Here is a 12,833-nt window from a genome sequence, read left to right as displayed (position 1 = left end):
GTTTAGAGCTCCTTGATTTGGATGTTTCGCCACCGGCACTGCGCTCCCTTGCCCCAGCGGGCCTCGCCGAACATGGAGTCATTGTCGTGGACTTCCAACGCGATGTGCCCGCGCTCGCCGAGTACGCCCAGCACATCCGCCGGGTGGTAGTTCGGTGAGTCCAGGCTGGCTGTGTCCAGTTCGGCGATCTTGAGACCGTTGACCCAGGTGGTGATGACCGGCAGGGCGCCGACGCAGCGGATGCGGAGTTCGTTCCAGTCGTCCCAGCGCCAGATGTTGAGGAAGTCCTCGACGTCGGCGGCGTACCTAAGGCGGGCACGCTTTTCTTCCGTGACAGGCTCCACGGATGTGGCCGGGTTGTCCGCAATCAGTCCGGTGGGCCGCCCGTCTGCGTCCGTGGCCACGTTGACGGCGAAGGGCACGGCAGAGAAGCTCGCCAGTCCGTTGCCGAAGAACCCGCCAATGCCGCCGGAGGGACGGTGGTCCACGAGCACCTGGAAACCTTCCCACGTATCCGGCCGGCGCCGGATCATCACACCGGTGTCTGCCGGCCAGTCCGGGCGCATTTCCAGCACGAGTTCGAAGTCGCCGAACGCCTGCTCGCTCACCAGGTAGCCGCCGTAGCCGCTGCCGGGGGAGTCCTGCTCGCCGACCAGGATGCCGTCGTCCACGAACCAGCGGGCCGGGTGCTTCTCGGGTTCCACCGGCGGGGTCAGGCCCAGGGCGGCAAAGCGTTCCAAGAGGGCCGGACCGCCCGGATATTCGGTGCCATAGACGCGGGGTACCGATCGCCAGCCGGTCAATGTGGTGCCGTCGAATAGCGGGACAAAACCGTCACCGCCCCCGGGCGTTTCAATGCCTGGCATGACCTAGTCCTTGCTGCTGAAGGCGGCGTCGAAGGACGTCTGGGAGGCGGGGAAGTCGAATGTCTTGAGCGCTGCGAGGGCTTCGGGGGCGCCGTGGAGGCGGTCCATGCCGGCGTCTTCCCACTCGATGCTGATGGGGCCGGTGTAGCCGATGGCGGTGAGGGCGCGGAAGGAGGATTCCCAGGGGACGTCGCCGCGTCCGGCGGAGACGAAGTCCCAGCCGCGCCGCGGGTCGCCCCAGGGCAGGTGGGAACCCATGACGGTGTTCCGGCCGGTGGGGCGGAGCTTGGTGTCCTTGCAGTCCACGTGGTAGATCCGGTCCTTGAAGTCCCAGATGAAGGAGACGGGGTCGATGCCCTGCCACATGAAGTGGGACGGGTCCCAGTTCAGCCCGAACGCGGGACGGTGGCCGATCGCTTCGAGGGTGCGGACGGTGGTCCAGTAGTCGTAGGCGATCTCACTCGGGTGGACTTCGTGGGCGAAACGGACCCCGCACTCGTCGAAGACATCCAGGATGGGGTTCCAGCGGTCCGCGAAGTCCTGGTAGCCGGCCTCGATGACCTTTTCCGGCACGGGCGGGAACATCGCGACGTACTGCCAGATGGAGGAGCCGGTGAACCCGACCACGGTGTCCACGCCGAGGGCTTTGGCGAGCCGGGCGGTGTGCTTCATTTCCTCGGCAGCGCGTTGGCGGACACCTTCGGGGTCGCCGTCGCCCCAGACTTTGGACCCGACGATCGCTTCGTGGCGGAAGTCGATGGGGTCATCGCAGACGGCCTGGCCCTTGAGGTGGTTGGAGATGGCCCAGACCTTGAGGTTGTACTTTTCCAGGACGGCGAGTTTGGACTCGACATAGCCGGGCTCGTCCCAGCGCCAGGCATCCAGGTGGTCCCCGGAAACGGCGATTTCCAGGCCGTCGTAGCCCCAGCCGGAAGCCAGGCGTGCGACTTCCTCGAACGGGAGGTCGGCCCACTGGCCGGTGAACAGGGTGTACGGGCGGGGCATGTCAGGCTCCTTCAATGGCGGGGACGGGGGAGGCGGTGAGCTGGATGATGGAGGACTTGGCGTTGGCGGATTCTTCGATGGCGGCCAGCACCCGCTGCACGGCCAGGCCTTCCTCGAACGACGGCGAGGGCTGGGTGCCGCCGTCGATCGCGGTAAGGAAGTCCCGGATTTCGTGCGTGAAAGTGTGCTCCCAGCCGATCACGTGGCCCTGCGGCCACCAGGCAGCCATGTACGGGTGTTCGGGTTCGTTGACCAGGATCCGCCGGAAGCCCTGTTCCCGGACCGGGAGAGTGGCGTCCAGGAAGCCGAGTTCGTTGATGGCTTCCAGGTCGAACAGGAGGGAGCCCTTGTCCCCGTAGATCTCCAGTTTCAGGGAGTTTTTTTGGCCGGTGGCCATGCGGGAGACCTCCACGGAGGCGATGGCCCCTGAGTCCAGTGTCAGCGTCGCCCAGGCGGCGTCGTCGACCGTTACCTCTTCGGGGCCGTCCGCCCCGGGGCGGCTGTTCACGAAGGTGTGCAGCCGGCCCGAGACCTCGGTGACGGTGCCGCCGAGCAGGAACATGACCTGGTCGATCGCGTGGGACGCGATGTCGCCCAGCGCTCCGGACCCGGCGGTTTCCTTGTTCAGCCGCCATGTCATGGGGGAATCCGGGTCTACCAGCCAGTCCTGCAGGTAGACGGCACGGACGTGCCGGACCGTCCCGAGCCGGCCTTCGGCGATGAGCTCCTTCGCGAGGGCCAGGGCGGGCACGCGGCGGTAGTTGAAACCGATCATGGACTGCACGCCGCGTTCCCGGGCGGACCGGGCCGTGTCCGCCATGGCTTCGGCCTCGGCCAGGGTGTTGGCCAGCGGCTTTTCCACCAGGACGTGCTTTCCGGCCTCGAGCGCCGCGATGGCGATCTCGGCGTGCATCCAGCCCGGGGCGCAGATATCCACGATGTGGATGTCGTCCCGCTCCAGGACCGAACGCCAGTCAGTGGCGGTTTCGGCCCAGCCGTATTTCGCGGCGGCTTCGGCGACCTGGGCGGCGTCCCGGCCCACGAGCAATTTCTGCTCGAAGGCCGGGACGTCGAAGAAGGACGAAACGTTCCGCCAGGCGTTCGAGTGGGCCTTGCCCATGAACGCATAGCCGATCATTGCAACGCCCAGCGGTAGGGTGTCCGGGTTGGTGCCGTCCGTGCTTTCGGGGGAGTTCATGGCCTGGTTCCTAGAGGGTGGAAGCGGTGGGGTCCCAGTCCTCGGGGAGGACCGGCGACGCAGGGGCGGAGCTTTCGACGTCGACAAAGGTGCCGGATTCAACGGATTCGGAAATCGAGACCATGGTGTCCAGCACGTGGTAGGCCAGGTTGCCCGTGGCGCGGTGCGGAACCCCGGCCCGGATGGAGCGGGCCATGTCCAGCACGCCCATGCCCCGGCCGTTGGCGGCGCCGGTCGCGGGAATGACCGTCCACTCTTCGTCGCCGGCGCGCCAGAGCTTGATGTCGCCGTCGAAGTAGTTCGGATCCGGCAGCGAGATGGTGGCCTCCGTGCCCGTGATCTCCACGAAGCCCATCCGCAGCCGCGGCGACTCGAACGAAAAGACGCTGTGCGAGGACTGTCCGCCGTCGAACTGTGCCATCGCGCTGACATGGGTGGGGACCTCCACCGTGAACTCTTCACCCAGCTTGGGCCCGGAGCCGATGACCCTGACTTCCTTGGCTTTGGAGCCGATGGCTGCCACTTTGCGCACGGATCCGAACGTCTGGACCAGCGCGGTGAGGTAGTACGGGCCCATATCGAACAAGGGACCGGCACCGTGCTGGAAGAGGAACGCGGGGTTCGGGTGCCAGGATTCCGGCCCGGGGGTCTGGAACGTGGTCATGGCGGTCAGCGGGGTGCCGATGTCGCCGCGCTCGATCAGTCGCCGGGCCGTCTGCAGCCCCGCGCCAAGGAACGTGTCCGGTGCGCAGCCGAGCCGCAGTCCGGCAGCGTCGGCGGCCTTGAGGAGCCCCAGCCCTGATTCCCGGTCCAGCGAGAAGGGCTTCTCCGTCCACACATGCTTGCCGGCATTGACGGCGGCCGTGGCCACCTCCACGTGCGCGGCAGGGATGGTCAGGTTGACGATGATTTCGACGTCGGGATGGTTCAGGGCCGCGTCCACCCCGCCGAACTCGGCGATCCCGTATTCCTTCGCCCGCGCCGCCGCGGCATCTTCGAAGAGATCGGCGATGACGTGGACCTTCAGGTCCGGGAACACGGTCAGGTTGTCCAGGTACTGCTTGCTGATGTTGCCGGCGCCGATGACCGCTACGCCGACCGGGCCCCGCTTCATGGAGGAGGTGCTCATGCCCGTGCTCCTTCGGACTGGGCGCCTTCGGACGCTCCGGTGTTCAGGAAGGCAAGGCTCTGGGCGATGCCGTCGAAGATGTCGCCGGAGTAGTCATCAAACTCCACGACGCCCACTTCCAGGGACTTGGCGGCGCCGATGACGTCCCACACTGCGATCTTGCCCTGCCCGGCGGGCTGCTGGGCCTTGGTGTCGGTGGTGGCCGGGCCGTCCTTGATGTGGATGAACTTCACCCGGTCCCCGAGCTTGGCCAGGATGTCCACCGGGTCCTGGCCGCCGACGGCAACCCAGTAGGTGTCCACTTCCAGGACCAGTTCCGGGTCCAGGAGATCGGCGAAGTATTCCAGCGCAGTGCGTCCCTCGATGATGGACTCCAGTTCCCAAGCGTGGTTGTGGTAGCCGACACGTATGCCGTATTCAGCTCCCTTCTTCGCTGCCGCGTTGAGCTTGGCAGCGGTGGCCTGGATGTCCTCGGCCTTCTGCCAGTGTTCGGCAGGCAGGTAGGGGTCGATGACGGTGCTGATGCCAAGTTCCTTCGCGGCGGCAAAGATCTCATCCTGGTCCTGGCTGAGCAGCGGCGCGTGCCCAGACGGGGCGGTCAGGCCGTTCTCCTTCAAGGCGGCACCTAGTTCGGCTGCCGTGGCCACGAAGTTGTACGGTTCAACCTGGGTGAAGCCGATCTCAGCGACCTTCCTGATGGTGCCGGGCAGGTCCTCCTGGACGGCATTGCGCAGGGTGTAGAGCTGAAGTGAGTAAGACATGGGGTTCCTTTGCGGGAGCTTGTTCGAAAAAGGGTTCAGAGCCGATGGCGGCGCCGTCTGGTAGCTGGTTACCGGCCGGCGAGGGATCCGCCGATGCCGCCGACGCTGAAGTATTTGTTCAGTGTGGCGAAGACGATGACGGGTGGGAGCATCATGATCACCGCGAGGGCCATGACTCCGGACCAGTCCGTGTTGTTTTGCTGGAAGAAGGACTGGACGCCCATGGGGAGGGTGAAGATTTCGTTGGAGCGCAGGAACACGATGGCTACGAGGTAGTCGTTCCAGGCCAGCAGGAAGGCAAAGATCGCGGTGGAGAGGATGCCGGGCAGGGAGTTGCGGAGGACGACTTTGGTGAAGGAGCCGAAGACGGAGCAGCCATCGATCCAGGAGGCTTCTTCGAGGCTGATGGGGATGGAGTCGAAGTAGGCGGCCATCATCCAGGTGGCCACGGTCATGGTGGAGCCGACGTAGATGATGGTCAGTCCCATGAGGTTGTCCACCAGGCCCATGGCTGCGAACAGGATGAAGAGCGGGACCACGGAGGTGATGACAGGCAGGGACTGCATGACGAACAGGAGCAGGGAGTAGCCAGAGACTGCTTTGGAGCGGCCGCGGGAGAGGACGTAGCCGGCCGGGGCTGCGACTGCGACGGAGACCACCACGGTGGAGAGGGTGGTGACGAGGCTGTTCTGCAGCCAGGTGGCGGCCAGTGTCGTGGAGAAGACGTTGCTGAGGTTCTCGAACGTCAGGCCGGTCGCTGTGCTGTTGGGGCCGGGGGTGAAGGCGAGGACCACCGTGACCATGATGGGTACGAGGACTATCGCGGTGATGAGAAGGATGGCGGTGAAGCGCCACCACTGGCCGCGGTGGCCGGCTTCGGAGAGGACGCGTTTGTTCTTGGCCGGGCCGGCGACGCCGAGGACGGGGCCGGACTGGGGGTGGGCGTGGACTACTGCGCTCATTATTCGACGCTCGACTTTCGGATCTGGCGGTACAGAAGAACGGAGATGACCACCAGGGTCATGGTCATGAGGAACGCGATGGCCACGCCGGGTCCGGTGGTGAAGTCCTGGAAGACCGTGCGGTAGGCCAGGACCACGAGGGAGGTGGTGGCGTCAACGGGGCCGCCGCCGGTGAGCAGGTAGATGGTGGGGAAGTCGTTGACGCAGAAGATGGTCATCAGGATCCAGCTGATGTAGGTGGAGCGGGCGATCAGCGGCAGGGTGATCTGGCTGAACTGCTGGAAGCGGGTGGCGCCGTCCATGCTGGCCGCTTCGTAGACGGTGCTGTCCACGGAGGCCAGGGCCGCGGAGATCATCATCATCATGAACGGGAAGCTGACCCAGACTTTGAAGATCATCACGGTGACCGCGGCCAGGGTGGGGTCCGCGAGGAACAGCGGAGTGCCCAGGCCCAGGTTGCGGTACAGGGAGGGGACGAGGCTGTCCGGTGTGGCCACCAGCCAGTTCCAGGCGGTGGAGGAAACGACGATGGGGACCACCCAGGGCAGGAGCAGCAGGACCTTGAAGGTGCCGCCGGCCGGGATCTTGGTCCGTAACAGCAGGGCCAGCCCCAGTCCGACAGCCCACGAGCCGAAGACACCGACGATGGTGAACAACAGCGTGAACTGCGCGGCCTTCCAGAACGCCGGCGAGGCCAGCACGCTTTGGAAGTTTTCGATGCCCACGAAGTCACCGGTTTGGATCAGGTTGCCGTTGTGGGTGGCTTGGACGCCGGCTTGGAAGAGCGGGTAGCCGTGGATCAGGACGAGCAGGACGACGGAGGGCAGCAGGAGCCAGAAGAACGTCCTGCTGGTCTGCGCGCTGAGCTTGCTCTTGCGATTCTGCCCGGGTTGCGGGGACCCGCCCCCGGATCCGCCGGGGGCAAGCCCTCGACGGGCCCGGGCGAGGCCGGACGGTGCTGTTGTGGACGACATGGTGCTGGCCGCCTATTTCTTGAGAATTGACTTGAGGCCGGACTCAAAAGCCTGCAGAGCGGACTTGGCATCGGTCTTGCCGGTGAGAACGGTCTGGGTGAACTGGTTCAAGGCCTGACCGCCGTCCAACGCCGCCAGGTCGGCGCTCAGGGCCGTGCCCTGGGAAGCGAAGGTCTTGGCGATCGGCACGTATTCCTTGACGATCTTCACGTTGTTGGGATCGGAAGTAAATTCGGGCATTTCGGTGATGGACTTGAACACCGGAAGGGCGTTCATGAGCTTCTGCTTCCACAGTTCCTTCAGCTGGCCCATGTAGTAGACCAGGAACGCCTCGGAGGCTTCCTGCGACGGCGTGTTCGTGTACATCATGATGTTGTTCGGGAAGATCAGCGCCGCTTTGTCCCCGTGCGGGCCGGCAATCGGGCTTGCCACAACGATGTCTCCGGACGTGTCGCCGACGCGGGCGGGAACTCCCAGCGTCAACATGCCGTACGCGGCCTTGCCATCCTTCCACTGGGCGTTGAGGTTGTCCGTGGTGTAGCTGACCGCGGCAGGATCGATGATGCCGTTGGACACCAGCTCGAGCATAAACTCGATGGCCTCTACGTTGCGGTCGTTCATGACGTCCAGTTGGCCGTCCTTGCTGAACACGCCACCGCCATTGTTGAGCATCATCATGATCATGAGGTGGTTGCCGATGTTGTTGCCCGCACCGGAGCCGGTGGCGAAGCCGACGGCTCCGACACTCTTCAGCTTCTTGCCGGCCTCAAGCAGGGTTGCCCAGTCCTTGGGAACATCGACACCGGCCTTCTCGAACAGGGACTTGCGGTACCAGAGCGGACGGATGTCCAACTGCCAGGGAACCGCCACGTAGCCCTTGGCTGTCTTGAAGGGCTCAACCACGCCCGGCAGGAAGTCGTCGAACTGGCCGTTCTTCTTCAGTGCTTCGATGACCTTGTCGGCATAGGCGATCTGGCCCTGCTGCTCAAACTGGAAGGCCTGGAAGCCACCGCCGGTGGACACTGCCGGTCCGGTCTTGGACGCGATGGCCGAGGAGAACGTCTGGTAGAAGTTGTTCCACTGGATGAGCTGGTAGCTGGCCTTGCTGTTGGCTCCGGAGAAACCTTCAGCGATCTTCTTTGCGGTTTCGTTGTACGCCGGGGTGGCCCACGGCATGTCCCAGAACTTGATGGTTCCGCCGGCGCTTCCACCGCCGCCCTGTGACGCGGAGCCTCCGCCACAGGCGGCCAGGAGGGGTACGGAGGCCGCTGCTGCGGCGAAGCCCAGGAACCCCCGCCGGGAGAAGGCGGAAGATGCGATGGAGGGTTTGGTAGACACGATGGTTTCCTTTCAGGGCCCGGAGTGACTGGATGCCCGGGTCCTTCTCGACAATGAGTGGATGGAGACTGGAACTGCAGGTGGAGCGGTAGGGCGGTCTAACTGCGGAGTTGGTTGAGGAGTGAGATAACTGCTGTGAACTGCGCCAGGTCGTTGGACCCGGCCCCGGAAGAAAGAATTGAGTGGAGCCTGGACCAGCTGGTCCGGTGGGAGGACTCATACAGCGTGGGAAGCGTCGTTGCTCCTTCTTTGGTTACGGCACGGACCACGGCAGGCCAAGCTGCCGCCGGGTCCGGAAGGACGACGTCGGCACGCCCGGTTGAGGTGAGAATCGAGAGGGTTGCCGTGGTCGGCAGAACAGATGTGAGGATGCCCTGCAAGGCGACGGGCGCTCCGCCGGCCAGAACGCCGGCAACTGTGTAGCCGCTTGCGTTATGCTGAACCATCCGCAGGTTCCGCACCCCGATCCCGCACTGCACCAGGACGGCCAACTGATCTGTCAGCAGGTGCAGGGGATCGGTCCCGAGGCCGGCCACGGCGACCGAGTCAAGCAGGACTGCGTCGCTGACGGACGCGGCGATTATGCTATGGACATTTTCGCTGGCAGGCGCCAGGGCAGCGTTTCCGGCCCACTTCTGGTCGATTACCACCACGGCTCCGGCGGCGTCGGCGACGCCGGTGAGTTCGGTAGGGTCTTCGGATACTGGGCCGGAAACCACCACGCCCTTGGCATCGTTCCGGATCGCAGTGGCGGCCCGTTCGGTCCACCCTGCATGGCCGGAAATTGCAACGACATCCGGTGCGGATTCCGTAGCGGGAGCGAGCGACAGCGGAAGGGAAGCGACGACGGCGGGTACGGCACCCGCGGCTTCGGCCTGGGGATCCGCGTACACGGAAAGCTGTGTGGTCATGCGTTGATCTCCTGCTCTGCTGTTGTCTCGCTGGCGGCGCTGCCAGCATCAACCCGGCCCGTATTTGCGCGGTCCGTATCGACCCTGCCCGCGGCGGCCTCGGCGATCGCCAGCGCAAACTCAAGGTCGTGGATAAGAGTTTCGGCCGAGGGCGGCTGGCCGGTGCCGTTGGCCAGCTCCGCCAGTTTTCGCCACTCGCCTTCGTATCCGTTGTGGCCGAAGGGCCCCAGGACTGTGGTCTGTCCGGACGTCCTGATCCGCGCTGTTGCCGAGCCGGCGTGGACGTAAGACGGCGTGAAGTCGATCTTCAGTGCGGCGTGATCTCCGATTGCCTCAAACTCCCAGGCTGGTTCCCAGGTGCCGTTCATCGCTGCGCGGAGTTCGATGGCTACGTTTCCGGCCCGCAGGGAGATGACATAGCCAAACGGGCGAACGATTTCAGCGTGCAGGACCTCCACGGCCGCAAAGTCGGGGGTGAAACGGCGAACCAGGGGCAGGTCGTGGATGGCCAGGCCCATGACGCCGCCGGTGAGCATTGCCTTGATGACTTCCGGATCGGTAGAATCGCGGGCCTCCACAGGGACGCGGCCCACGATCTCGGTGGCGAAATCTTCGAAGCGCGGGTTGGGCGGCAGCACGATGGAGGACCGGACCGTGTGGACCTGCTCGGGCAGGTCGCCCCAGGCCTCCTCCGCGGCTAGCCAGCCCGGATCGAAGGTGTGCATGGCACCAACGAGGATTGGTACGCCGGTTTCCGCGGAAACGGCGGAAATGGCCGCTGCCTCTTCGCCGTTCATGGCGAATGGCTTTTCGCATAGGACGGCTTTCTTGCCGGCCCGGCAGGCCGCAATGACCTGGGCTGCGTGGAACTGGTGCGGGCTGCAGATGGCAACGATGTCCACGGCCGGGTCCGCCAGGAGTTCATCCACGCTTGTGCTGAAGCGTGCACCTACCCGGCCTGCCACTGACTCGGCCACGGCAGGGTCAACGTCCATGATGTGGCGGACTTCGAGAATATCCACTAACCGTGCGAGGGACGGGAGGTGGATCGCCTGCGTTACAGGTCCCGCGCCCAGAATGCCGACACCCAGGAGGGCCGGTGATACCTGTGCTTGGCTCGACAAGTTGCCTACCTCTTTGTATTAGCTGGAGCGTTTGGCTGGGACTTTCTGGCGATGGCTCGTCTGAGTGACACCGCTCACACATCAAGCTAGAACTACTTTTGACGATCGTCAAGCAAAAGTTGAGATATTCTCGACAATCTTTCTTTGGCGTGACATGCATAAGCCCTTCGTGCTATCACTGATTCATGAATCCCACGACCGGAAAAGTGTCCGGCGCCGAAGCCGGAACAGACGGCGCCCCTGAAGGTGCGGGGAGTCTTTCCCGGGCAGGCGATCTTTTTCAGCTGCTGCGCGACGGTAAGGCCCGCACACGGGCCGAGCTGGCCCTGACCACGGGCCTGGCGCGGTCCACCGTGGCCTCACGCATAGATGCCCTGATTTCCTCCGGACTGGTTGGGCCCGCGGGCGAGGCAAGGTCCAGCGGCGGCAGGCCGCCGTCGCGGTTTGCCTTCAAACCGGCCGCGCGGGCAGTGCTGGCTGTCGACGTCGGGGCGACGCACGTGATCATTGCGGTCACCGACCTCGGCGGGAACATTCTTACGGAGCGGCGCCTGGCCCAGGACGTGGCCGAGGGGCCAGAGGCCGTGCTGGGGCGGATTGTCGCCGAGGCTACGTCGCTGCTCGCGGAGACGGGACGGGCGCCGGGGGACCTTGCCGGCATCGGAATCGGGCTGCCCGGCCCCGTGGAACACGCCACCGGAATGCCGGTGAAGCCCCCCATCATGCCGGGCTGGGACGGGTTTGACGTCGTCCGCTACGTCCAGCGCTCGTTGCCTGTTCCGGTACTGGTGGACAACGACGTCAACATCATGGCGCTGGGCGAACGCACCGCCCACTGGCCTGAGCACGACAATTTCCTGTTCATCAAAGTGGCTACGGGCATCGGCGCCGGCATCATCAGCAGCGGTGAATTGCAGCGCGGCGCCAACGGCACGGCCGGGGACCTTGGCCATGTCCGGGTTCCCAGGGGCGACGAGGTCCTGTGCCGGTGCGGCAATTACGGCTGCCTTGAGGCGCTGGCTTCGGGCCCGGCGGTGGCCCATTCACTGGCGGCGCAGGGGCTCAAGGCTGAAAACGGAGGGGACGTGCTTCGCCTGGTGGCCGCGGGCAACCTGCCAGCCATCCAGGCGCTGCGCCAGGCAGGCCGGGACGTCGGCGACGTGCTCGCCACGGTGGTGAACCTGCTCAACCCCTCCGTCATTGTGATCGGCGGCAGCCTTGGCCAGGCCGGGGAGCATCTCATGGCAGGCGTGCGCGAAGTTGTTTACCGGAGATCCCTGCCCCTTGCCACCACGCACCTGCGCATCGGCCTGTCCATGGCGGGAGACCAGGCAGCCGTACTGGGTGCGAGCCAGATGGTTACCCAGCATGTGCTGTCCCCGGCGGTCATCGAGGCCACGCTGCAGGCTACGGGGTAGTCGGAACAGCCAGACCGACATTCAGACTGAAGTGAAACGGAGGCATGAAACGTGAGCAATCAGCAGCCAGCACCCCTGAAGGTCGGGGTTGTCGGCATCGGATGGGCCGGTCAACAGCACATCAAGGCCTACAAGGATATTGCGGGCGTGGAACTCGTGGCCGTGGCCGCCATGGAGGAGGACCTCCTGGCCAGTCTCAAGGCCGAGTACAGCATTCCCCACACGTTCGCCCGCTGGGAGGACCTGATCGAGCTCGAAGGACTCGACGCCGTCAGCGTGGCGGTGCCCACGTTCCTGCACGCGCCGATCGCCATCGCGGCGCTCGAACGCGGCCTGCACGTCCTGAGCGAAAAGCCGCTCGCCCGCAACGGCGAAGAGGGCCTGCAGATGGTCGAGGCCGCGCGCAAGGCCGGCCGCGTCCTGGACGTTGCCTTCAACCACCGCCGCCGGGGCGACATCCAGAAACTGAAAGGCATCATCGACGCCGGCGAACTCGGCCGTCCGTACTACGCCAAGGCATCCTGGCTCCGCCGCCAGGGCATCCCCATGCTGGGAAGCTGGTTCACGAACCCCGCGCTGGCCGGCGGCGGACCGCTGGCGGACATCGGCGTGCACGTCCTGGACTACGCCCTGCACCTGCTCGGTGAACCGAAGGTCCTGTCCGTCTCGGCGTCCACCCACTCCGAACTGGGCCACCGCGGCCTCGGCGGCAATGCCCGGTACACGGCGATGAACGCGACCCACAAGTTCGAAGTGGAAGACTTCGCGTCGGCATTCATCCGCCTTGAGGGCGGCGGCACGCTGATCCTCGAGGCCGGCTGGGCGGCCTACCGGCACGAAGACGACCTGATGGACTTCACCGTCTACGGAACCGACGGCGGTGCCGAACTGCGCGCCGTCGGCGCCTCCAACGCCCCCGTTGCGGACCTCCGCATCTTCAAGGAGAAGGACGGCGAAAACGCGGACTACGAAGTGGTGGCCGAACCCGGCCGCGCACACCAGGCCGTGGTGGAAGACTTTGTGGAAGCCGTCCGCGGGGGCGAGACTGTGTGGGGCGCCCACGACGGCGCCCTGGCGCTGAGCCGCGCACTGGTGCTCGATGCCTGCTACAAGTCCGCCCTCGAACAGCGCGAAGTGAGGCTCTGAC

Annotated in this window: 12 protein-coding genes; 2 read left to right on the top strand and 10 right to left on the bottom strand. The window is 65.3% G+C overall.

Annotated elements, in window-relative coordinates; all coding sequences use genetic code 11:
• Positions 1-2: 2 nt before the first annotated feature.
• From ABFP37_RS11285 to ABFP37_RS11240, 10 genes are all read right to left on the bottom strand, one after another.
• Positions 3-866: a DUF1080 domain-containing protein gene (locus tag ABFP37_RS11285; RefSeq protein WP_347033629.1), complete on the bottom strand. Its 864-nt coding sequence runs from the start codon at positions 864-866 to the stop codon at positions 3-5.
• Positions 867-869: 3 nt separating this feature from the next.
• On the bottom strand, positions 870-1,871 hold the full coding sequence (locus tag ABFP37_RS11280) for a sugar phosphate isomerase/epimerase family protein (protein ID WP_347033628.1): 1,002 nt from the start codon (positions 1,869-1,871) through the stop codon (positions 870-872).
• Position 1,872: 1 nt separating this feature from the next.
• Positions 1,873-3,069 carry a Gfo/Idh/MocA family oxidoreductase gene (locus tag ABFP37_RS11275; RefSeq protein WP_078029844.1) on the bottom strand — a complete coding sequence of 399 codons (1,197 nt, stop codon included), beginning with the start codon at positions 3,067-3,069 and terminating at the stop codon, positions 1,873-1,875.
• A gap of 10 nt (positions 3,070-3,079) precedes the next feature.
• On the bottom strand, positions 3,080-4,198 hold the full coding sequence (locus ABFP37_RS11270) for a Gfo/Idh/MocA family oxidoreductase (RefSeq protein WP_078029845.1): 1,119 nt from the start codon (positions 4,196-4,198) through the stop codon (positions 3,080-3,082).
• Positions 4,195-4,959 carry a sugar phosphate isomerase/epimerase gene (locus ABFP37_RS11265; protein ID WP_078029846.1) on the bottom strand — a complete coding sequence of 255 codons (765 nt, stop codon included), beginning with the start codon at positions 4,957-4,959 and terminating at the stop codon, positions 4,195-4,197. The genes ABFP37_RS11270 and ABFP37_RS11265 overlap by 4 nt, the downstream gene beginning before the upstream one ends.
• Positions 4,960-5,027: 68 nt before the next feature.
• A complete protein-coding gene (locus tag ABFP37_RS11260) occupies positions 5,028-5,921 on the bottom strand; it encodes a carbohydrate ABC transporter permease (RefSeq protein ID WP_078029847.1) in 894 nt (297 codons plus the stop codon).
• Positions 5,921-6,895: a sugar ABC transporter permease gene (locus tag ABFP37_RS11255; protein WP_078029848.1), complete on the bottom strand. Its 975-nt coding sequence runs from the start codon at positions 6,893-6,895 to the stop codon at positions 5,921-5,923. Before ABFP37_RS11255 ends, ABFP37_RS11260 begins: the two co-directional genes overlap by 1 nt.
• A gap of 12 nt (positions 6,896-6,907) precedes the next feature.
• Positions 6,908-8,233 (bottom strand): extracellular solute-binding protein, encoded by a 1,326-nt coding sequence (locus ABFP37_RS11250; RefSeq protein WP_185982344.1) that lies wholly within the window; start codon positions 8,231-8,233, stop codon positions 6,908-6,910.
• A gap of 98 nt (positions 8,234-8,331) precedes the next feature.
• Positions 8,332-9,144 (bottom strand): hypothetical protein, encoded by an 813-nt coding sequence (locus ABFP37_RS11245; protein WP_078029849.1) that lies wholly within the window; start codon positions 9,142-9,144, stop codon positions 8,332-8,334.
• The gene (locus ABFP37_RS11240; protein WP_078029850.1) at positions 9,141-10,268 is read right to left on the bottom strand and encodes a Gfo/Idh/MocA family oxidoreductase; all 1,128 of its coding nucleotides are present in this window, start codon (positions 10,266-10,268) and stop codon (positions 9,141-9,143) included. The genes ABFP37_RS11245 and ABFP37_RS11240 overlap by 4 nt, the downstream gene beginning before the upstream one ends.
• Before the next feature lie 185 nt (positions 10,269-10,453).
• Here ABFP37_RS11240 and ABFP37_RS11235 point away from each other — a divergent pair, with 185 nt between their 5' ends.
• Both ABFP37_RS11235 and ABFP37_RS11230 read left to right on the top strand, forming a co-directional pair.
• Positions 10,454-11,686: an ROK family transcriptional regulator gene (locus tag ABFP37_RS11235; protein WP_078029851.1), complete on the top strand. Its 1,233-nt coding sequence runs from the start codon at positions 10,454-10,456 to the stop codon at positions 11,684-11,686.
• Positions 11,687-11,737: 51 nt separating this feature from the next.
• Positions 11,738-12,832: a Gfo/Idh/MocA family oxidoreductase gene (locus ABFP37_RS11230; RefSeq protein ID WP_078029852.1), complete on the top strand. Its 1,095-nt coding sequence runs from the start codon at positions 11,738-11,740 to the stop codon at positions 12,830-12,832.
• Position 12,833: the final 1 nt, after the last annotated feature.

The sequence above is a fragment of the Burkholderia sp. RS01 genome (genome assembly GCF_039748055.1).
GTDB lineage: Bacteria > Actinomycetota > Actinomycetes > Actinomycetales > Micrococcaceae > Arthrobacter.
This window is presented reverse-complemented; position numbering and strand designations above follow the sequence as displayed.

Excerpts from the sequence above, each read along its gene's own strand:
- ABFP37_RS11280 (WP_347033628.1), bottom strand. The coding sequence starts at position 1,871 with ATGCCCCGCCCGTACACCCTGTTCACCGGCCAGTGGGCCGACCTCCCG.
- ABFP37_RS11275 (WP_078029844.1), bottom strand. The coding sequence starts at position 3,069 with ATGAACTCCCCCGAAAGCACGGACGGCACCAACCCGGACACCCTACCG.
- ABFP37_RS11235 (WP_078029851.1), top strand. The coding sequence starts at position 10,454 with ATGAATCCCACGACCGGAAAAGTGTCCGGCGCCGAAGCCGGAACAGAC.
- ABFP37_RS11265 (WP_078029846.1), bottom strand. The coding sequence starts at position 4,959 with ATGTCTTACTCACTTCAGCTCTACACCCTGCGCAATGCCGTCCAGGAG.
- ABFP37_RS11285 (WP_347033629.1), bottom strand. The coding sequence starts at position 866 with ATGCCAGGCATTGAAACGCCCGGGGGCGGTGACGGTTTTGTCCCGCTA.
- ABFP37_RS11270 (WP_078029845.1), bottom strand. The coding sequence starts at position 4,198 with ATGAGCACCTCCTCCATGAAGCGGGGCCCGGTCGGCGTAGCGGTCATC.
- ABFP37_RS11255 (WP_078029848.1), bottom strand. The coding sequence starts at position 6,895 with ATGTCGTCCACAACAGCACCGTCCGGCCTCGCCCGGGCCCGTCGAGGG.
- ABFP37_RS11245 (WP_078029849.1), bottom strand. The coding sequence starts at position 9,144 with ATGACCACACAGCTTTCCGTGTACGCGGATCCCCAGGCCGAAGCCGCG.
- ABFP37_RS11260 (WP_078029847.1), bottom strand. The coding sequence starts at position 5,921 with ATGAGCGCAGTAGTCCACGCCCACCCCCAGTCCGGCCCCGTCCTCGGC.